Consider the following 19,829-nt stretch of genomic DNA (forward strand, 5'->3'; position numbering starts at 1 on the left):
TCGCCCTGGTCGTCGCCTTGCTCGTCCGCGCCGCCCTGGCCGTCCGTGCTGCCAGTTACATGTCCTGTTCTGGTTCAGCGGGACCAAGCCACCCGGTGCAAAGTCAGCCAGCGGGCGAGGGCTGCCTCTCCTCGCCGCGCCGCTGTCCCCCGCCTTCGGTGTGACGCGTCAGCGGTGCCTCTGTGACACGTCCTCAGGCGCTCCGCGCCCCCGGCTGTGACCATCGGTGAGTATGAACGGCAGCAGCGAGCAGGAACCCGTAAGCCAGGGGCTGGCCTGGGACGACGTGCAGGACTTCGCCGACGCGGACCGCGGTCTTCTCGGCCGGCTCCGGCCCGGCAGGGTGACCGACGCGGACGGAAGCGTGGTGTGGGACGCGGACGCCTACGGCTTCCTGGACGAGGAGTGTCCGCCCACCGCGCACCCCGCACTGTGGCGGCAGAGCCGGCTGGTGGCGCGGCAGGGGCTGTACGAGGTGGTGCCCGGGATCTACCAGGTACGCGGCCTCGACCTGTCGAACATCACCTTCGTGGAGGGCGACCGCGGCGTCATCGTCGTCGATCCGCTGATCAGCGCGGAGGTCGCGGCCGCCGCGCTGGCCCTATACCGCGAGCACCGCGGTAAACGGCCGGTGACCGCGGTGATCTACACGCACTCCCACGTGGACCACTTCGGCGGAGTGCGCGGCGTCGTCGACGCGGCCGAGGTGGCGGACGGACGGGTGCCGGTCATCGCGCCGGCCGGGTTCCTCGAACACGCGGCGAGCGAGAACGTCTTCACGGGTACGGCGATGGCGCGCCGGGCCAGTTACATGTACGGGGCGGCGCTGCCCAAGGGGCCCGCCGGGCAGATCGGCTGCGGGCTCGGGCAGACCACGTCGACCGGCAGCGTCGGCCTGATCGCGCCCACCCTGGACGTCACCCGAACCGGTCAGGAGGAGACCGTCGACGGGGTGCGCGTCGTCTTCCAGCTCACCCCGGGCACCGAGGCTCCGGCGGAGATGAACTTCCACTTCCCCGAGCTGCGGGTGCTGTGCGTGGCCGAGAACGCCTGCCACACCCTGCACAACGTCCTCACCCTGCGCGGGGCCCTCGTCCGTGACCCGAGCGCGTGGGCCCGGTATCTGACCGAGACGATCCGGCTGTACGCCGAGGACACCGACGTCGTCTTCGGCTCCCACCACTGGCCGACCTGGGGGCAGGACCGCGCCGTCCGCTTCCTGGAGGAGCAGCGCGACGCCTACGCGTACCTGCACGACCAGTCCGTACGGCTGATCAACGCCGGGCACACCGGTGCGGAGATCGGCGAGGAGCTGCGCTTCCCTCCCGGCCTGGAGCGTGCCTGGCACGCACGGGGCTACTACGGGTCGTTGAGTCACAACGCCAAGGCGGTCTACCAGCGGTACATGGGCTGGTTCGACGGCAACCCCACCCACCTGTGGCAGCACCCGCCGACGGAATCCGCCCGACGGTACGTGGAGTTCATGGGCGGCGCCGACGCTGTCGTCGGCAAGGCGCGTACGTCCTACGAGGCCGGGGATCTGCGGTGGGTCGCGGAAGTGCTCGGCCACGTCCTGTTCGCCGAGCCGGAACACGCCGGGGCGCGCGCTCTGCAGGCCGACACGTTCGAGCGGATCGGCCAGGGCTCCGAGTGCGGGCCGTGGCGCAACTTCTACCTCATGGGCGCCGCGGAGCTGCGCGACGGCGTCCTCGGCACCCCGACGCGCTCGGCGCCGGACATCCTGGCCGCGCTCACCGCCGAGCAGATCTTCCAGTCGATGGCGGTACGGCTCAACGGCCCGCGCGCGGCCGAGGCCGGCCGGCTGGTGCTGCGCTGGGAGTTCACCGACACCGGCGAGGACTGGACCCTGCTCCTGTCCAACGGCGCGCTGACCCCGATGCGGGGTGACGCCCCGCGCGGCGAACGGCCCGTCGCCACCCTCCGGTTGGCGCGCACCACCCTCGATGCGGTCCTGGGCGGACGTACGACGTTCGCCGCCGAGATCGCGGGGGGCGGCGTGACGCTCGACGGTGACGCCCAGGCGCTGCTGACGTTCGGAGGGCTGTTGGACGCGCCCGATCCGGACTTCGCGATCGTCACCCCGTAGCGCCGGGCCGGGCGGTGGCGCCGCCGTCCGCGACGCCTCCTCCTGTGGCGTCGGCGGCTCGCACCGACAGGGCCGCGAGTGCCAGTGCCGTGTCCCTCGGTGAGCCGAGGTCGAGGCCGGTCAACTCCTGGATCCGGGTGAGCCGGTTGTCCACGGAGTTGGGGTGCAGGCTCAGGACGCGGGCGGTGGCCCGGCGGTCCTGACGCTGTCCCAGGTGGATGCGGAGGGTCTGGAGGAGTTCGGGGCGGGCGCCCAGCGGGGCGAGGAGGGCGGCGATCCGGTCACTCGCGTCGCTCGGGCGGGACAGGTGGTACTCCAGCAGGACGTCGTCGAGCCGGTGCAGACCGGGTGGGCGGCCGCATGCCCGGGCCACGCGGACCACCTCCGCGACCTGCCGGCCGGCCGCCGGGATGCCCTGTGCCGACTGTGACGCAGCCCAGGCCACCCGTACCTCGGGGCCCACCGCCTCCCGCAACGCGTCGAGGAGACGTGGGGGCGCCTCGCCGCAGCCGGGGACGACGACGTGGCCGCCCCCGGCGTCCAGCAGGGCGAGGGTCTCGGCGCCGAACGCACGGTCGAGTGCGGTCTGGGCCCGGCGCAGCAGACGCCGCACCGCCACCGGCGACCGCTCGCCGGAGGGCTCCGGTTCCATGAACCGCGCGTACAGCACCAGCGTGGGCCCGTGCACTACGGGGCCGCCCGGGTCCATGGCTCCCTCCAGGAGGGCGCGGGCGCGGGACCGGCGCTGCTCCTGCCGTTCCGCGACGAGAGCGGCCTGTTCGTCGAGGTAGCTCTCGGTCACGGCGCCCACGACCCGGTCCTCCGCGGTGAACAGCGCCTCGGCCAATTCGGCGAGTGCGTCGCGTTCCTCGGGGGCTGCGGTGTCCCGCAGGACCCGCCACAACTCCCGTACGCCCAGGCCGTACGTACGCAGCAGGAGGTGCAGCGGCATGCCTTCCTCGGCGCGCTGGGCGGCACGCTCCTGGAAGTGTTCCAACGCGTCCGGGGCCACTCCCCCGTCGGCACCGCGCAGGAACAGCCGCATCGCGTGCCGGGCCGTCGCCGCGATCTCCACGTCCTTGACGTCGGCGGGCAAGCCGGAGTATCCGCGCAGTTGCTCGAACACCTCGCGGGCCATGCGCCGGGCCAGTTCGTTCACCTTCGGCTCGCAGCGGGCGGCCAGCGCCACCGCGGCCGGGGAGAGGCCGGCCGACTGCCCGGGGTCCCGCGGTCCCTCTCGCGTCATGGTCCACACCTCGCCTACGACTGTGACCCGTCACAGTACCCGGCGCCCACGACTGTGACCCCGACGGGTGTCCGCCCCACCCTCTCTGCCTGCAAGATCGGCGCCATGCCGGTGACGCGATCCCCCCAAGGAGCTCCATGTCCGCTATGACACGGCACAGCCCTGACGGGTCCAACGGGTCCGTGTACGGCTCCGGTTGGCGGACCACGTGGGTGCTGCTGGCCTTCATGCTCGTCAACTTCGCCGACAAGACCGTGCTGGGGCTCGCCGCGAACCCGATCATGGACGACCTCGGCCTCACCCGGGAGCAGTTCGGCACCGCCTCCGCGGCGTTCTTCGCCCTGTTCAGCGTCTCCGCCCTGGCGGTCTCCTCGCTGACCCGCACGGTCCGTACGACGGTGCTGCTGCTGGCGATGGCGCTGCTGTGGTCGGCCGCGCAGCTGCCGATGCTGTGGACGGCCGCCGGGTTCGGCACGCTGGTGGCCACGCGGGTGCTGCTCGGCGCGGCCGAGGGGCCCGCCATGCCGGTCGCCACCCACCATCTGCACGGCTGGTTCGAGCAGCGGGAGCGCACCCTGCCGACCGCGGTGCTCCTGACCGGCGCCGCGGCCGGAGTCGCCGTCGCCGCGCCCACGTTGACCCTGGTGATCGACCGCTTCGGCTGGCGCTGGGCGTTCGGCGCGGTCGGCCTTGCGGGCCTGGCGTGGGCGGCCTACTGGGCGGTGCGCGGGGCCGAGGGCCCGTACGCACGCCGGGCCGGAGACGAGGGGACCACCCAGGACACCGTCCCCTACCGTCGCATCCTGCTCTCGGGCACCTGGATCAGCGCCGCGCTCGGAGCGTTCGCCGCGTACTGGATGCTCAGCGCCAATCTGACCTGGATGCCGGACTACCTGGAGTCGGTCACCGGCCTGAGCCTGCATCAGGCCGGCCTCCTGGTGACCGGCGCGGCGCTCGCCAACGGCGTCGTACTCGTGGGACACGGGCTGCTGGCCCAGCGCCGGCCGCGGCCCGCGAACGGACCGGGCACGGGCGCCCTGATGTGCCTGGCCGCGGTCGCCGTGGCCCTGTTCGCCCTCACTGACGCCGTATGGCTCAAGGTGCTGTTGATGCTCGGCCCGATGGCGCTGGCCAACGTCTTCATGACGGTGGCGCAGACCGCGTGCGCGCGGATCGCCCCGGCCTCGCAGCGGGGCGTGGTCCTCGGCGCGCTGGCGTTCGTCTACGCGCTCGCCGGCGCGCTGGCCCCCTGGACGACCGGCCGCGTCGTGGACGCCGCCGACTCGGTCGGCGCCGGGTACCGCACCGCGTTCCTGTTCACGTCCACGCTGCTCGGCCTCAGCGGGCTGGTGGCCCTGCGGTTTCTGCGTCCGGAGCGGGACGCCCGGCGCCTGGCGACGCACCAGGACCCTCAGCCGTCACCGTGACGCCGACACCCAGGTTGTCCGCTTTGCCCGGCCCCATTTAGATCGAGGCATGTCGCAGCCAGGCACGCTCATCCTGATCATGGCCATCGCGGTCCTCGCGCCCCTGCTCGCCTACGGCCTCCGCCGCAGGCTCTCGATCCCGCTGGTCATCTTCGAGATCGCGCTGGGCATCCTGATCGGCCCCGACGTCCTCGGCTGGGCGCACCACGACGAGGTCATCGACACCCTGTCGGACCTCGGCCTGACCATGCTGATCTTCCTCGCCGGATATGAGCTCGACTTCGCGGCCGTCCGCGGTGGCACCCTGCGCCGGGCGGTCACCGCCTGGGTGATCTCCCTCGGCGCCGGGCTCGGCATCGCCTTCGCCCTCACCGGCGGCGCCGCCACCAAGAGCTTCGTCATCGGCACCGCGCTCACCAGCACGGCCCTCGGCACCGTCCTGCCGATCCTGCGTGACTCGGGCGATCTGCACGGCCGGTTCGGGACCACCGTCCTCGCCTTCGGCGCCGTAGGGGAGTTCGGCCCCATCATCGCCATGGCCCTGCTCCTCAGCGGACGCCGGCCGGGCGTCTCCACCGCGCTGCTCCTGGCATTCGCCGTCATCACCGCGGGCGCCGTCCACTGGGCCCTGCGGCCCGCCCCGCCGTGGTTCTCCCAGATCATCGACAAGACCCTGCACAGCAGCGGCCAGTTCGCCGTCCGTTACGTGATGCTCGTGCTCGCCGGCATGCTCGGTCTGGCCCACGCCTTCGGCCTCGACACCTTGCTCGGCGCCTTCGCCGCGGGGGTCATCACGCGTCTGATCCTGCGCAGCGCCGCGCCCGGGAGCAGCGCGGAAGTGCTGGGCAAGGTCGAGGCGATGGGCTTCGGCTTCCTCGTACCGCTGTTCTTCGTCGTCACCGGAATCGACTTCAACCTCGACGCGCTCCTCGACGACGGCCGCCCGCTCGTCCTGCTGCTCGCCTTCCTCCTCCTCTTCCTCCTGGTCCGTGGCACGCCCCTCTACCTACTGGCCCCGCCCGGCCTGTCCCGCCGGGACCGCACGGCCCTGCTCCTGCACGGCTCCACCTGCCTTCCCCTGGTCGTCGCCATCACCACGCTCGGCCTCGACAACGGAACCATCACCACCGGCGAGGCCGCCGCCCTGGTCGGCGCGGCCATGGTGTCCGTCCTCGTCTTCCCCCTCCTGGCCCTCAGACTCCGCGCGGGCCACGCCGCGTCACAGCCGTCCGCGGCGCGGGGCGGTGGCGAGGAGTCCTGGTGAGACGCAATCGCCATCCCCTCCGTCACGGGGTCACGCCAGTACCGGAAGCGACGTCAGGCCGCGGACCAGGCGGGTGTGGCGCCAGGTCAGTTGGGGCGGTGGGGTGGCCAGGCGGATGGCGGGGAAGCGGGTCAGTACCGCTCGCAGGGCGATCTCCGCCTCCGCCTTGGCCAGCGGAGCGCCAACGCAGCGGTGGATGCCGTGGCCGAAGCCCAGGTGGGCGGCGGCGTCCCGGTCCAGGTCGAGGCGGTCCGGTGCCGGGAAGCGCGCCGGGTCGCGGTTGGCCGCCCCCAGGGCGATCTGGACCGGGGCACCGGCCGGGATCTCCGTGCCGCCCAGCGTGACGGGCTCCGTGGTGAAACGGAAGGTGGCCGTGCTGACGGGGGCGTCGAACCGGAGCAGCTCGTCCAGGACGGCGGGGACGTCGTCCGGGTCCTCCCTGAGGCGGGCCAGATCGGCTGGGCTGCGGAGCAGCCCGAGAAGGGCGTTGCCAAGGAAGTTGGTGGTCGTCTCGTGCCCGGCCACGAGCAACAGGACCGCCAGGGAGACCAGTTCCTCCTCGCTCAGGCGGTCGTCGCCGTCCCGGGCCGCGATGAGCCCGTCCAGGAGCGAGCCGCCGGGGTCGCGGCGCTTGGCGGCGATGAGGTCCGTCATGTAGTCGGCCAGGGAGTGCGACGCCGCGTCGATGACGTCCGGTGCCCCCGCCGTGAACAGCTCGGCGGACCAGCGCCGCACCCGGGACCGGTCCGCCTCCGGGACGCCGAGCAGCTCGCAGATGACGATGACGGGCAGCGGCACCGCCAGACCGGCCACGAAGTCGAACGGCTCGCCGGCGTCCCACCGGTCCAGCAGGTCGTCGGTGACGTCGGTGATGAAGGGGCGCAGTTCCCTTACGGCTCCCGTCGTGAACGCCCTGGTCACCAGCCGCCGCAGCCGCGTGTGTTCGGGCGGGTCGGTGGCCAGCATGTGGTGGGCGACCGCCGGGTGCAGCCGGCGCCGTGAACCCTTGTCCGCGAAGAAGACGGCCGTGTCCTTCGAGAGCCGGGCGTCGGCGAGTGCCTCCCTGGCCTCGGCGTACCCGGTGACCACGTAGCTGTGCCGCCCGCCCGAACCGGCGGGCACGCGCTGCACCGGGCAGGCGGAGCGCATCGCCGCGTAGGCGGGGTAGGGGTCCTGGTGGGGCTGGGGGTCCTGGTGGGGCCAGGGGTCCTGGTGGGGTTGCGGGTTTTGGAGGGGCTGGGGGTCCCGGTGGGGCCGGGGGGTCTGCCTCGGGTCGGTCACGCTCACATTCTCGTCCACCTACAGATTCCGTCCCCTCGGTCCACCCCCTCAGAACCAGTGCAGGCAGTGCGGCGGCCGCTCCGCGCGGAAGAGCGCGTCGGCCAGCGCGGCCGCGCCCGGCCGGTGCGCCCGGATGTGACCGGCCCGCACCAGCGTGCTCGGCGCCGTGCCGCCGAGGTAGACCGAGCCCAGGTCGCGCACGTCCAGGGAGAGGTCGGGCGCCCGGTCCGTCGGGACGCAGTCGGCCCTGCCGTCCCGGACGGTCAGCAGATGGCGGCCGTGCTCGCCGAGGAAGGGGTCGTCCACGTCGAGGACGAGCTCGCCGTCCGTGCACCAGCCGCGCGCGGTCAGGGCACGCGGGACGTCCAGGAGCCGCACCCAGAGCCAGTCGGAGTCGTCGCTCACCTCGGCGGCGCGGAAGTCCGCGAACCGCCGGCGCAGCGGGTGGTCGGGGGAGACCGACGCGAACACGACCCGGGAGACCAGGTCGTGGCCGAGCACGAACCGGGCCAGCTCCGCGTACACGCCGTCGTCGGTGGCGATGGTCTCGTCGACCGTCAACGTGCCGCCCTCGCCCATCGAGTAGCTCGCGTAGCCGTCCGGGACGCCGTCGGCGTCGCGGTGCAGGGCGATGTGGCGCGGCGCCGGCGAGATCGGCGGCCGGCCCGCGCGCCGGTCCCACCAGATCCGCGGCCGGGACAGCGCGCCGGGCTGGGCGCGGCGGTACCGGTCGTAGACCTCCGCGAGGATGTCCCCGCACGCGGCACGAGGCAGCACCTCGACCGAGCCGAAGCCCGAGCCGGCGTCCGAGCCGGAGCCCAACCCGGGGCCCGCCGGAGTCCGAGTCCAGGCCCTCCGTGCCCGCGCCCGCGCCCGCCCGCGACGCCGCGAACGCCCCGTTGTGACGCGGCACCGTAAGCCGCGCCGCATACGTCGCGGGCCCGTAGCCGAACCGCCCGTAGATCGGTGCCTCGGACGCCAGCAGCACGGCGACGTACTCGCCGCGCTTCCGCAGGCCGGCGAGCTGATGCCGCATCAGCGCGCTGAGCACGCCCCGGCGTCGATGCGTCGGCAGGACCCCGACCGCGGTCACCCCGGACGCCGGGATGACGCTCTCGCCGGGCAGCGTGAGCTCGAAGGAGTACGCGGCGGCGGTGCCGACGGGCCGTCCGTCGTCCGCACGGGCGAGCAGGCAGCGTTCCGCTTCGAGCGCCGACCACCAGAGTCCGCCCCCGTCGACCGGGGTGTCCGGGAAACGGCCGAACGCCGTATGGACGGTGTCGACGAAGACGTCGAAGTCCTCATCGGTGGTCGATCGGATCTGCATCGCGGCCGCTGCCTCCTCGGAACACCGGCACCACGGTGCGCGGCGCCGCGCCCCAGTCCAACGCCGGCCCGCCGCCGGGGCAAGCGGATTTCCCCGGCTCGAAGCAGCGAGTCCGCGCCGGTCTCACGGCATGTCCGCGCCGGTCCTACGGCATGTCCGCGACGGCCTCACGAGGGGACGCTCGGCGCCGGCGGCGTCCAGCGGTGGCCCGGCGGCACCGTGTGCTCGAGCCCGTACTCCGTCTTCAGCTGTTCGGGGATGGCGTAGTGCATGACGCGTCCACGGGTCAGCGAGGACAGTTCGAGGACGGCGGTGAGGTGGCCGAGGCGGTCGAGGGCCCAGGCGCCGAGCGGCGAGCGGTCCTCGATGGTCTCCAGGACGCCGAGGAGGTGCGGCACCGCCTTGACGACCGTGTCCCACGAGGTGCGGGGCACCTCAAGCCAGTCGGCGCAGGTGTCGCCGGTGAGGTGGCGGATGAGCGCGGAGACGATCGGGTCGAAGAAGGTGCCGGGCACGACCTCCTCGTAGAGGTCGATGAGCTGGCGCGTCAGATGCGCGCCCTCCTCGGAGGGGCCCATGTGCCGCACCATGTAGAGGTCGAGGAACTGCCGTGCCTCCTCAAGGGACTTGGGCACGGCGTCCTGGTCGACGCCGAGCATGGCGCCGACCACGCGCCACGCGTAGTAGTACGCGGCCGCGCCCTCGTCGGACATGTGGATGCCGAGCCGGTGCAAGCTGTCCAGGACCAGCATCGAGAAGAACATCTGCCCGCCGATCATGTCCTCCTGACAGATCGGCACCCCCAGGGTCCCGGTGTCCCAGAGGCCCTCCCGCTTCAGGTGGTGGCGGATGGAGGCGTGCAGGAGGCGGACCTTCTGGGCGGCGGGGATGAAGCGGCTGCCCGCCTCGAAGGCGTCCGGCCGCATCAGGTGGACGGTGAACTGCCCGGTCTCCGCCATCCGCTTGGAGGGGTACTTCAGCCCGTGGGTGGCCGACAGGAGCTTCGCCACGTGCGGGACGACGTAGCAGGCCGGCATGGAGGCGAAGGAGAGGGCGGTGGAGATGTGCACGTTGTTGTCGATGAAGAACAGCCGGGCCTTCTCCATCTCGCCCCAGTCCACCCAGTCCGGCGGCGCGGCGGTGGCCCGCAGGTACTCGCGGGCGACGTCCGGCAGGCCCTCCGGGAGCGGGGCGCCGACCGTGGAGACGTACCGCATCAGGGTGTTGAACTTCCCGACCTCCCCGCGTTCGAAGAGAGTGGCGACGGTGGCGTCGGCGAGCTCGTCACCGGCGGTCCTGAGGGCGTCCATCGAGGCGTCGGTGTAGCGGGTCATGGCGGGCTCCTCGTCTCGTACGGGATGGGTACAGCGCGGGCGGGTCGTACGTGGGGCGCGCAGGCGGGTCGTACGCGGGGCGGCGCGGGCGGGTCGTACGTGGGGTCGGTCCCGGCCCGCGGGTCGTCAGGACACCCGCGCCGCCGCCGAGTGCGCCAGCGAGGTCAGCGCGGTCTCCGCGTGCGGGGGCAGGTTCAGCTCCTGGAGGGCGTCGAAGGCCTCCGCCACGCGCGCGGCGATCATGGCCTCGACGCGGTCGGGCGTCCCGAGCCGCCGCATCACCTCGCGCACCTCCCGCAGGCCCTCCCCGCCCGGATCACGCCGGCCCAGCAGAGCGCCGAGCCGTGCGCGGTCCTCGTCTCCGGCGAGCCGCCACGTCTCGGCCAGCAGGGCCGTCGGCCGGTGGCCGCGTACGTCGTCGGCGTTGGCCTTGCCCGTGTGCTCCGGGTCCCCGAACAGACCGAGCAGGTCGTCCCGGAGCTGGAAGGCCTCGCCGAGCGGAAGACCGTAGCCGGAGAACCCCGCGCGCAGCCGCCCGCTCGCACCCGCCAAAGCGCCGCCGATCAGCAGCGGCTGCTCGACGGTGTACTTGGCGGTCTTGTAGCGGATCACCTTGAGCGACGCCGCGGTGTCCGGCTCGGCACCGGTACGGAGGATCTCCAGACACTCCCCGGCGATCAGCTCGCGGGCCAGCACGGACCACAGCGGGCGGGCCCTGGCCAGATACGCGGCGGGCAGGCCGCTGGTGGTGAACAGCTGCCCGGCCATCCCCATCAACAGGTCCCCCACCAGCATCGCGAGGGACCTGGCGGCGGCGACGGCGCGCGGCCGGCCGCGTACCGCGCCGCGCAGGGCCACGTGCGCGGTGGGCCGGCCGTGCCGTCGCGCGCTGTCGTCGATGAGGTCGTCGTGCACGACAGCGGCGGCGTGCACGAGCTCCATGGAGGCCGCGGCCCGCACCAAGGCGTCGCTGTCGGGCTGCCCGACCGCCCGCCAGCCCCAGTAACAGAAGGCCGCCCGCAGGCGTTTGCCGTCCGCGACCGCCGCGCCCAGCTGCTCGGCCACCGGTTCGAGGGCCGGGTCGACGGCCGCGAAGCGGTCGCCCTCCTCGGCCACGAACGGATGCAACACCGCGTCGACGCGTGCCTTGAACGCGGCCGGCTCCCACCGCTCAGACGTCATCGGCGGCCCGTCGGGCCATGGCCTGGCGGGCGAGGATCTCCAGGTGGGCCGGGGGCGCGGCCGCGTACCGGTCGAGGGCCAGGCGTCCGCGGGCCAGCAGGTCGTGCTCGGCGTCGGCCGCCAGCTCCGTGGCGTCGGAGCGCCGCGTCAGCTCCCGTACGGTCCCGAGCACCGACCCCGCCGTGCTCACCGCCAGATCGGCGAGGCCCGCCACCAGCAGGACCATCCGCTCGTCGAGCCCCCCGCCCCTGCCGCCTCCGCTTCCCCCGCCGCCCCTTCCGGTTCCACCACTGCCGGCGTCTCGTGTCATGGCGCTCCCCACCCCCAGCACGTCCGTCGACGCCGGTCGGGCGCCGCGTTCTCCAGCATCGGGACGCGCCGGGCGCCGGGTGGGCGGAAGTCACGATCGGGCGATCATGTCGCTCGGCTGTACGGGGATCGGCGCCGTGCGGCATTCCGCTTCCATGCACGGGGCCCGGCTTTTCGTCCCCCGCGCGTGACGTGACGGCGAGGGCTCACCGCGAGCCCGGCGCCGCCCCGCGCGCAATCGGGTGGATTTGTCGCACCGCGGCTTCCCGTCCGGAGGTCCGGGCATGCGTTGTCTCGTACGTCCCCGAGTACGTCCCGAGTACCTCCCCGAGCCGAGGAACGGTGTCCCGATGACCGAGTACGAGCGTTCGCGCACGATGCCCGCCCTGCCGGAGCACGTCTTCGACCAGGCCGCCGACGTCGCCCAGATGGACGAGTGGCTGCCGCGGGAGCTGCACGTGGACGCCGGGGAGCTGCCCGCCGTCACCGTGCACGAGGACCGCACCGACCAGGACGTGTCCGCCCTGCTGCGCGCCCAGCCCGAGCAGATGCGGCTCGAATGGGGCACGCGCGAGCAGGGCGGCTACACGGGCTGGCTGCAGGTCGCGGGCCTGGACGGCGGGACCAGTGAGGTCACGGTGCACCTGTCGTTCTTCGAGGAGGCGCACGACCCGGGCGAGCAGGCCGTGCACTCCGCCCTGGACAGCAGCCTGCAGCGGCTGGAGGAACAGGTGCGGCTGCGCGTCGACAACGCGGCGGGCTGAACGATACGGCGACCGCGACGGAACCGGGCCCCGGGCGGAGGCCGGACAGCCCTCTCGGCGACCGGGCGGGTCAGCCCCGCCCGTCCCCCGGCCGCAGCGCACGCATGCGCCCGTCGAGTTCGCTCCGGTAGAAGTCGATGAAGCCGTCGGGGTCGGGCCCGGCGTTCTGCATGACCAGCCGGTCGAAGCCCGCGTCCACGAACGGCTGCGCCACCTCGACGAACCGGGCGGGGTCCGTGCCGCAGGCGAACTTCTCCCGGATGTCCTCCTCGCGCACGGTCGCGGTAGCCGCGTCGAAGTTGACCGGGTTGGGCAGCTCGCTCATGACCTTCCAGCCGGTCAGCGCCCAGCGCGAGGTCTCCAGGGCCGCCTTCGCCCCGGTGTGCTCGTCCGGCGCCCAGGCCATCGGCACCTCCGCGTAACACGGCCCGTTCCCGCCCGCCTCGCGGTACTGCCGGACGATCTCGGGCTTGTCCTCCGTGGCGAACAGGCCGTCGCCCAGCTCGGCGGCGAGCCCCGTGGAGGCCTTGCCGCTGGCGGCGACCGCGATCAGGGGGAGCTCGTCGGGCAGATCGAAGACCCGGGCGTCGCTCAGCCGCAGGTGCTTGCCCTCGTACGACCGGTAGCCGCCGCGCCACAGCAGCCGGATGATCTCCAGGGCCTCCCGGAACATCTCGTGCCGGGTGGACACGGCGTCGGGGAAGCCGACGCCCGTGACGTGCTCGTTGAGCCGCTCCCCCGAGCCGAGGCCGAGCACGAACCGGCCCTCCGAGAGGAGGGCGAGCGTGGCGGCGGCCTGCGCGATGATCGCCGGGTGGTAGCGCACCGTCGGGCAGGTCACGCCGGTCGCGAGACCGATCCGTTCGGTCTTGGCCGCGACGCTGCCGAGGACCGTCCACGCGAACGGCGAGTGGCCCTGGTTGTCGAGCCACGGGTGGTAGTGGTCGCTGATCTCCACGAAGTCGAAGCCGGCCCGCTCCGCGAGAACCGCCTGCCGCACCAGCTCCGCCGGGCCGAACGCCTCGGCCGCCAGCTTGTATCCGATCTGCATGTACCTCTCGTCTCCTCGCACCTCGGCACCGATTTCGTCCGCACAGAGGTACCCGCCGACATCCGGGCATAACACGCACACCCACCGATGCGGCCGATCGAGGCGGGGGCCCGGCGGGCCGCGCGGAAAGGGATTGATCTGACCATCTATTAGGCTTCTGGACCGGTTCGAAGGAACTGCCGTCCCTTCACCGCCCGTTCCGTGGAACAGGCGAACCCGCGAACCCGCGTATCCGCGAACCCCCTGGAGCCTCATGCGCATCGACCGGCCCGTCCCTCCGCCCGAACCGACCCTGAACCTGGGCGTCCTGAGGCCGGGCCCACCCCCGGCCCAGGAGACCGTGCCCGGCGGCCAGGGGCCGGGTGGCGGCGACGGCGCGGGCGGTCGTGACTCCGGTCTGCTGAAGTCCAGTGCGCTGATGGCCGTCGGCACCGTCGCCTCCCGGCTGACCGGGTTCCTGCGCACGCTGGTCATGGCCGCGGCCATCGGCGTCGGCACGCTCAACGACAGCTACCAGGTCGCCAACGTCCTGCCGACGATGATCTATGTGCTCGTCTGCGGCGGCGCGCTGAACTCCGTCTTCATCCCGCAGTTGGTGCGGTCGATGAAGGAGGACGACGACGGCGGCGAAGCGTACGCGAACCGCCTCACGACGCTGGTCCTCGTGCTGCTCGGGGCCATCACCCTCATATCGGTGCTTGCCGCCCCGCTCCTCGTGCAGATGATGTCGCCGTCCCTGCGGAAGGATCCGGAGCAGCTCGCACTGGCGACGACCTTCGCCCGTTACTGCCTGCCGACCATGTTCTTCATGGGCGCGCACGTCGTGCTCGGGCAGATCCTCAACGCCCGGGGCCGCTTCGGCGCGATGATGTGGACGCCGGTCCTCAACAACGTCCTGATCATCGCGTCGTTCGGCACGTTCATCTGGGCCTTCGGCCCGTTCTCCGACTCCCGCCTCGACGCCGGCAGCATCACGCCGCAGGGGGTGCGGCTGCTGGGGATCGGCACGCTCCTCGGCCTCGTGGTCCAGGCCCTCGCCATGGTGCCGTACGTCCGCGCGGCGGGGGTGCGGCTCAGGCTCCGCTTCGACTGGCGGGGGCACGGTCTCGGGCGGGCGTTCGGCCTCGCCAAGTGGACCCTCCTGTTCGTCCTCGCCAACCAGCTCGGCCTGATCGTCGTCACCCAACTCGCCACCTGGGCGGGGCCGATCGCCGAGAAGCAGGGGCACCCCGGCACGGGCATCGCCGCGTACAACGTCGCCCTGCAGCTGTGGCTGATGCCGCAGGCGATCATCACCGTGTCCGTGATGACGGCGGCGCTGCCGCGGATCGCCCGCGCCGCCGACGCCGGGGACACCGGTGCCGTGCGTGCCGACATCTCCTACGGGCTTCGCACCTCCGCCGTCGCCATCGTGCCCTTCGCCTTCGCCTTCCTGGCGTTGGGCGTGCCCATGGCCACGCTGATGTTCGCGACCGCCGGCAGCGGCGCGCGGAACATCGGCTACATCCTGATGGCGTTCGGCCTCGGCCTGATCCCGTACTCCGTGCAGTACGTGGTGCTGCGCGGCTTCTACGCCTTCGAGGACACCCGAACGCCCTTCTACAACACGGTCGTCGTGGCCCTGGTGAACGCGGCCGGCGCCGCCCTCTCCTTCTTCGTGCTGCCCGCGCGCTGGGCCGTCGTCGGTATGGCGGCCTCGTACGGGCTGGCCTTCGCCGTGGGCGTCGGGGTGGCCTGGCGCCGACTGCGGGCCCGCCTTGGCGGCGACCTGGACGGGGCGCGGGTCGTGCGGACGTACGGGCGTCTCACCGCCGCCTCGCTCCCGGCGGCCCTCGCGAGCGGCGCGCTCGCCTTCTTCCTCCTCGACGCACTCGGCACCGGAGCCCTGGGCTCCGCCACGGCCCTCGTGGCGGGCGGTGTCGTGCTCGTGGTCCTCTACGTCGCCCTCGCGCGCCGGCTCAAGGTCGACGAACTGGACGGGATGCTCGGCATGGTCCGGGGGCGGGGCAGCCGCTGAACGGCTCCGGCCGCCGGTCGCAGACCGGTCCGGAGGGCTCAGGCCCTGCTGGCGCAGAGCAGGTGTCCCCCACCGGGACGGTCTCTCTCCCCCCCGGCCGGGACGACCTCTCTTTGCCCCCCCCGACAGGGGTGATCACCCCCACCCGCCACGGGTTGAAGCCCGAGCGCCGACGAGGCGGCGGGGTGATGCCGGGCCGCGCGCGGCGGCCCCCTCTCCCGCGCCGGGGACACCGCCCCCGGGGCCGTCAACCGTCCTGGCCCGCCGTCCCCGTACCGGGAGCGGCACCGTCGACCGTCCCGGCCCGCGCCGCGCCGGGGGCGCACCTCAACCGTCCCGACCCCGCCCCACGCTGGGGGTGCACCCGCCGTGCGCGAAGCGCTGCGCCGCAGCCTTGCCGGCCCCGCCCCGGGCTGGCGGGGCACCCTCAACCGTCCAAACCCGCCGCCCCGCGCCGGGGGCACCCCAACCGTCCAAGCCCCCCACCCCGCGCCGGGGCACCCCCAACCGTCCAGGCCCCCGCCCCGCGCCGGGGGCACCGGAAACCGTCCAGGCCCGCCGCCCAGGCGTTGCGTACGCTGGGGCCCATGCGGATGCGCCCCACCCTTAGCTGGAACCCTCCCGAGGATCTGCCGCCCGCGACCGTGGATCTGACGCCCGTCGCCGACGCGCTCGGCGCGGGTGGCGTGCTCGTGCTCAGTGGGGCGGGGATCTCCACGGAGTCCGGGATCCCCGACTACCGGGGCGAGGGCGGGAGTCTCAGCCGGCACACCCCGATGACCTACCAGGAGTTCACCACCTCCGAGCGGGCCCGGCGCCGGTACTGGGCGCGCAGTCACCTCGGCTGGCGCACCTTCGGCCGTGCCCGTCCCAACGCCGGGCACCGCGCCGTGGCCGCGTTCGGGCGGCACGGGCTCCTCTCCGGCGTGATCACCCAGAACGTCGACGGTCTGCACCAGGGCGCCGGCAGCGAGGACGTCGTGGAGCTGCACGGCAGCCTCGACCGCGTCGTCTGCCTCACCTGCGGCACCTTCGGCCGGCGCCGCGAGCTCGCCCGCCGGCTGGAGGAGGCCAACCCCGGCTTCTCGCCGGTCGCCGCCGGCATCAACCCCGACGGTGACGCCGACCTCGACGACGAGCAGGTCGGCGACTTCCACGTCGTGCCCTGCACGGTCTGCGGCGGCGTCCTCAAACCGGACGTGGTCTTCTTCGGCGAGACCGTCCCCCCGCAACGGGTCGAGCACTGCCGCGAGCTGGTGCGCGGGGCCACCTCGCTGCTGGTCCTCGGCTCCTCGCTGACGGTGATGTCGGGCCTCCGGTTCGTCCGCCAGGCCGCCACCGCGGGGACGCCGGTGCTGATCGTCAACCAGGACCCGACCCGGGGCGACCAACACGCCGTCACACGGATCTCGCTCCCGCTGGGACCGGCGCTCACCACGGTCGCCGAGCGGCTGGGCGTCCCCGTCGGCTCCGGCATCCAGTCGGCCTTGTGAGCGCGTAGCCGAGCGGGCACCTGGGGACTCGGTCCCCGTAACAGCCGTACACTCGGCCCCATGGGTCACACGGGTTCCACCAGGCAGGGCCGAGAGCGGGCCGCCTCGGAACCACGCCCCGGAGACGTTCGACCGGTGACCACTACGGGTCCCGGAGCGCCCCGCGCCCTCCGCATCGCCGTGCACGAGCACGGCTAGCGATTCTCCCTGCGGCCCACCGGCCGCCCCCGTCGGCATCCCCGCAGGGCCGCCCCCGTCGGCCCTCCCCGCCGCACCGCTCGGGTCCGCCTCTCCCCTCTCAGGGTTTCCCTCTCCACCTCAGGGTTCCCCCCCCACCCCACCGCGCCCCGGCCCCCGCCGGTGCCGCAGCACGGCCGCGACCGCACGACCGGGCCGCGCCGCCTCGAAGGGATCACCGTGAAACTGAACGAGCTGTTGGCCGGACACGACCACCACGTACTCCGGGGCGAGCCGCGTTCGGTCGCGGTCACCGCGGGCGTGACCTTCGACGTCGACCGGGTCCGGCCCGGCACCCTCTTCGTCGCGGTGCCCGGTCACCGGGAGGGCGGGCCCGACTCCGTGGCCGCCGCGTTCGCCCGCGGCGCCGCCGCTGTCATCGTCGAGGGGGCGGACCCGACACGTACGACGGTGCCACCGTCCGCGGCCGGGTGCACCATACGCGTGGCGGACACCCGGCGGACCGCCGCCGTGGTGTCCTCCCGGTACTTCGGCGAACCGGGGCGGCACATGGACGTGGTGGCGGTCACCGGCACCAACGGCAAGACGTCCGTCTCGTACATGGTCGAGTCCGCCCTGCGGCTCGCCACCGGGGCGAAGGTCGGCGTCATCGGGACCGCGGGCAGCCGCATCGGTGACGAGCGGATCCCGATGCCGCCTTCGGTGCTCACCACGCCCGAATCACCCGATCTGCAGTACCTGTTGGGCCACATGCGCGACCGCGCGACCGGCAGCGTGGTGCTGGAGGCCACCTCCATGGCGCTGTTGAACCACCGGGTGGACCGGACGTTCATCGACGTCGGGGTGTTCACCAACCTGACGCAGGATCACCTCGACGACCACGGCACGATGGCCGCCTACCGCGACGCCAAGCTCCGGCTCTTCCAGGGCCTGTGCCGGCACGCCGTGGTCAACGCCGACGACCCGGTGGGGGCCGGCATCGGCGCGATGATGCCGGGCGCGGTGACCACGTACGCGCTCGACGCCCCGGCGGACTACCGGGCGACCGATCTGGTGGTGAGCGCCGAGGGCACGCGGTTCGTGCTCCATCACGAGGGGCGCGCCCGCCCGGCGTCGATCCCCTTCCCCGGCCGTTACTCGGTGGCCAACGCCCTCGCGACGCTCGCCTCCTGCCACGTGCTGGGACACGACCTGGACGCGCTCGTCGCCGCGCTCGGTCAACTGCCGCCCGTGCCGGGGCGGTTCGAGCGTTTCGAGACCGCCGAGGGTGTCTCGGTGGTCGTGGACTACGCCCACTCCCCCGACTCCCTGGACAAGGTCCTCGCGACCATCCGTGGCTACGCGCGCGGCCGGGTGATCACCGTCTTCGGGTGCGGCGGCGACCGGGACACGACGAAGCGGGCCGACATGGGGAGGATCGCCGGGCACCACTCCAACCTGTGCGTCCTGACCTCCGACAATCCGCGCGACGAGGACCCGGAGGCGATCCTCGACCAGATAGAGCCCGGCCTCGCCGCGGCCGGGGCCCCGTTCGAGCGGCTCGCCGACCGCCGCGAGGCCATCGCCTTCGCCCTGACGGCGGCGGCCCCCGGGGACACCGTGCTCATCGCGGGCAAGGGCAGCGAACCGCACCAGACCGTCCGCGGGCAGCTGCTCGCCTTCAGCGACATGGCCACCGCGCGGGAGCTCGCCGCCGCCCGGACGGCGGCCCGCCGGTCGGAAGTCCAGCCCGCCCGCTGAGCGGTTGAGCGACGACTGTGCAGGTGAGCGACGATTGAGCGGGTGAGCGACCATTGAGCGTGGAGCGACGATGAGCTGACGCGTCACGGAGTTCACCATGGAGGGAGACGTATGACCGCGCAGAACGACCTGCCCGCGGGACAGCCGCTGTACGGGTGCATGGGGCTCGGCGGGAGCTGGGACACCGCCCCGTACACCGCCGCGGACATCGCCCACGCGGAGGCCGCCGTCGAGGCCGCGCTGGCCGTCGGCATCACGGTGTTCGACCACGCCGACATCTACCGGAAGGGCAAGGCCGAGGCGGTCTTCGGCGAGCTGCTCGCCAGGGCTCCCGAGCTGCGCGGCCGCATCGTGCTGCAGACCAAGTGCGGCATCCGGCAGGCCGACGGCGAGCTGCCGGGGAGGTACGACCTGCGCGGCCCGAGCATCCTCCGGCGCGTCGAGGAGAGCCTCGGCCGGCTCCGCACGGACGTGATCGACGTACTCCTGCTGCACCGGCCGGACCCGCTGACCGGCCCCGAGGAGATCGCGGAGGCGCTCACCTCCCTGCGCGACCAGGGCCTGGTGCGCCACTTCGGGGTCTCCAACATGAGCGCCGCACAGATCGCGCACCTTCAGGAACACCTCGAATTCCCGCTGGTGGCCAACCAGTTGGAGATGAGCCTGAGCAGCAGGGACTGGGTCGAGGCGGGGGTCCTCGTGAACACCCCGGCCGCCGCCGAGAACGGCTTTCCGCACGGCACGATCGAGTACTGCCGGTCCCACGACGTCCAGTTGCAGGCGTGGGGCGCGCTCGCCCAGGGCCGCTACACCGGCGGCACCGACTCCCCCACCGCGACGCTCGTCTCCGCCCTCGCCGAACGCAAGCGGACGACACCGGAGACGATCCTGCTCTGGTGGCTCCAGCGCCACCCGGCCCGCATCGCACCGGTCATCGGCACGAGCCGCCCCGAACGCATCCTCGCCTGCCGCGACGCCGTCACCCGCGAGCCGGAACTCACCCACGAGGAGTGGTACGAGCTCTGGATCACGGCCCGCGGCGGCCCGCTGCCGTGACCCGCGCGAGCGGCCGGGGAGCCCGAGTCCTCG

The 19,829-nt window shown here is 73.2% G+C and carries 14 protein-coding genes and 1 pseudogene; 8 read left to right on the top strand and 7 right to left on the bottom strand.

Features of this window, described 5'->3' with window-relative positions; genetic code table 11:
• The first annotated feature begins 232 nt into the window (after positions 1-232).
• The gene (locus ACFYO9_RS11625; protein WP_358773554.1) at positions 233-2,107 is read left to right on the top strand and encodes an alkyl sulfatase dimerization domain-containing protein; all 1,875 of its coding nucleotides are present in this window, start codon (positions 233-235) and stop codon (positions 2,105-2,107) included.
• On the opposite strand, the gene ACFYO9_RS11630 is transcribed toward ACFYO9_RS11625, so the two are convergent.
• On the bottom strand, positions 2,097-3,353 hold the full coding sequence (locus ACFYO9_RS11630; RefSeq protein ID WP_358773552.1) for a helix-turn-helix domain-containing protein: 1,257 nt from the start codon (positions 3,351-3,353) through the stop codon (positions 2,097-2,099). The genes ACFYO9_RS11625 and ACFYO9_RS11630 overlap by 11 nt on opposite strands.
• A gap of 137 nt (positions 3,354-3,490) precedes the next feature.
• On the opposite strand from ACFYO9_RS11630, the gene ACFYO9_RS11635 reads away from it, so the two are divergent.
• Both ACFYO9_RS11635 and ACFYO9_RS11640 read left to right on the top strand, forming a co-directional pair.
• Positions 3,491-4,780, top strand: a complete 1,290-nt coding sequence (locus ACFYO9_RS11635; RefSeq protein WP_358773551.1) for an MFS transporter — start codon at positions 3,491-3,493, stop codon at positions 4,778-4,780.
• Between the two features lie 49 nt (positions 4,781-4,829).
• A complete protein-coding gene (locus ACFYO9_RS11640; protein ID WP_358773549.1) occupies positions 4,830-6,044 on the top strand; it encodes a cation:proton antiporter in 1,215 nt (404 codons plus the stop codon).
• A 30-nt stretch (positions 6,045-6,074) separates the two neighbouring features.
• On the opposite strand, the gene ACFYO9_RS11645 is transcribed toward ACFYO9_RS11640, so the two are convergent.
• The 5 genes and pseudogenes from ACFYO9_RS11645 to ACFYO9_RS11665 all read right to left on the bottom strand — a co-directional run bounded on the left by ACFYO9_RS11645 (position 6,075) and on the right by ACFYO9_RS11665 (position 11,478).
• On the bottom strand, positions 6,075-7,193 hold the full coding sequence (locus tag ACFYO9_RS11645; RefSeq protein ID WP_358773822.1) for a cytochrome P450: 1,119 nt from the start codon (positions 7,191-7,193) through the stop codon (positions 6,075-6,077).
• 180 nt (positions 7,194-7,373) lie between these two features.
• Positions 7,374-8,652 (bottom strand): annotated as a pseudogene (locus tag ACFYO9_RS11650) (GNAT family N-acetyltransferase).
• A 167-nt stretch (positions 8,653-8,819) separates the two neighbouring features.
• Positions 8,820-9,986, bottom strand: coding sequence for an oxygenase MpaB family protein (locus ACFYO9_RS11655; protein ID WP_358773547.1), 1,167 nt, complete (start codon positions 9,984-9,986; stop codon positions 8,820-8,822).
• Between the two features lie 126 nt (positions 9,987-10,112).
• Positions 10,113-11,168, bottom strand: coding sequence for a polyprenyl synthetase family protein (locus ACFYO9_RS11660; protein WP_358773545.1), 1,056 nt, complete (start codon positions 11,166-11,168; stop codon positions 10,113-10,115).
• Complete coding sequence (locus tag ACFYO9_RS11665) at positions 11,158-11,478, bottom strand: polyprenyl synthetase (RefSeq protein WP_388666149.1); 321 nt, start codon at positions 11,476-11,478, stop codon at positions 11,158-11,160. The genes ACFYO9_RS11660 and ACFYO9_RS11665 overlap by 11 nt, the downstream gene beginning before the upstream one ends.
• A 349-nt stretch (positions 11,479-11,827) precedes the next feature.
• Here ACFYO9_RS11665 and ACFYO9_RS11670 point away from each other — a divergent pair, with 349 nt between their 5' ends.
• The gene (locus ACFYO9_RS11670; RefSeq protein ID WP_358773543.1) at positions 11,828-12,241 is read left to right on the top strand and encodes an SRPBCC family protein; all 414 of its coding nucleotides are present in this window, start codon (positions 11,828-11,830) and stop codon (positions 12,239-12,241) included.
• Between the two features lie 70 nt (positions 12,242-12,311).
• On the opposite strand, the gene ACFYO9_RS11675 is transcribed toward ACFYO9_RS11670, so the two are convergent.
• The gene (locus tag ACFYO9_RS11675) at positions 12,312-13,292 is read right to left on the bottom strand and encodes a TIGR03557 family F420-dependent LLM class oxidoreductase (RefSeq protein ID WP_358773541.1); all 981 of its coding nucleotides are present in this window, start codon (positions 13,290-13,292) and stop codon (positions 12,312-12,314) included.
• A gap of 253 nt (positions 13,293-13,545) precedes the next feature.
• On the opposite strand from ACFYO9_RS11675, the gene murJ reads away from it, so the two are divergent.
• From murJ to ACFYO9_RS11695, 4 genes are all read left to right on the top strand, one after another.
• Positions 13,546-15,309 carry a murein biosynthesis integral membrane protein MurJ gene (gene murJ / locus ACFYO9_RS11680; RefSeq protein ID WP_358773539.1) on the top strand — a complete coding sequence of 588 codons (1,764 nt, stop codon included), beginning with the start codon at positions 13,546-13,548 and terminating at the stop codon, positions 15,307-15,309.
• Between the two features lie 587 nt (positions 15,310-15,896).
• Complete coding sequence (locus ACFYO9_RS11685; RefSeq protein WP_358711820.1) at positions 15,897-16,802, top strand: NAD-dependent protein deacetylase; 906 nt, start codon at positions 15,897-15,899, stop codon at positions 16,800-16,802.
• 417 nt (positions 16,803-17,219) lie between these two features.
• Entirely contained in the window at positions 17,220-18,740 is a 1,521-nt protein-coding gene (locus ACFYO9_RS11690; RefSeq protein ID WP_358773538.1) for a UDP-N-acetylmuramoyl-L-alanyl-D-glutamate--2,6-diaminopimelate ligase, read from the top strand.
• Between the two features lie 111 nt (positions 18,741-18,851).
• A complete protein-coding gene (locus ACFYO9_RS11695) occupies positions 18,852-19,796 on the top strand; it encodes an aldo/keto reductase (protein ID WP_358773536.1) in 945 nt (314 codons plus the stop codon).
• The last annotated feature ends 33 nt before the right edge of the window (positions 19,797-19,829 follow it).

It is taken from the genome of Streptomyces sp. NPDC005863 (genome assembly GCF_042871345.1).
In the GTDB taxonomy this organism is placed as follows: Bacteria; Actinomycetota; Actinomycetes; order Streptomycetales; family Streptomycetaceae; genus Streptomyces.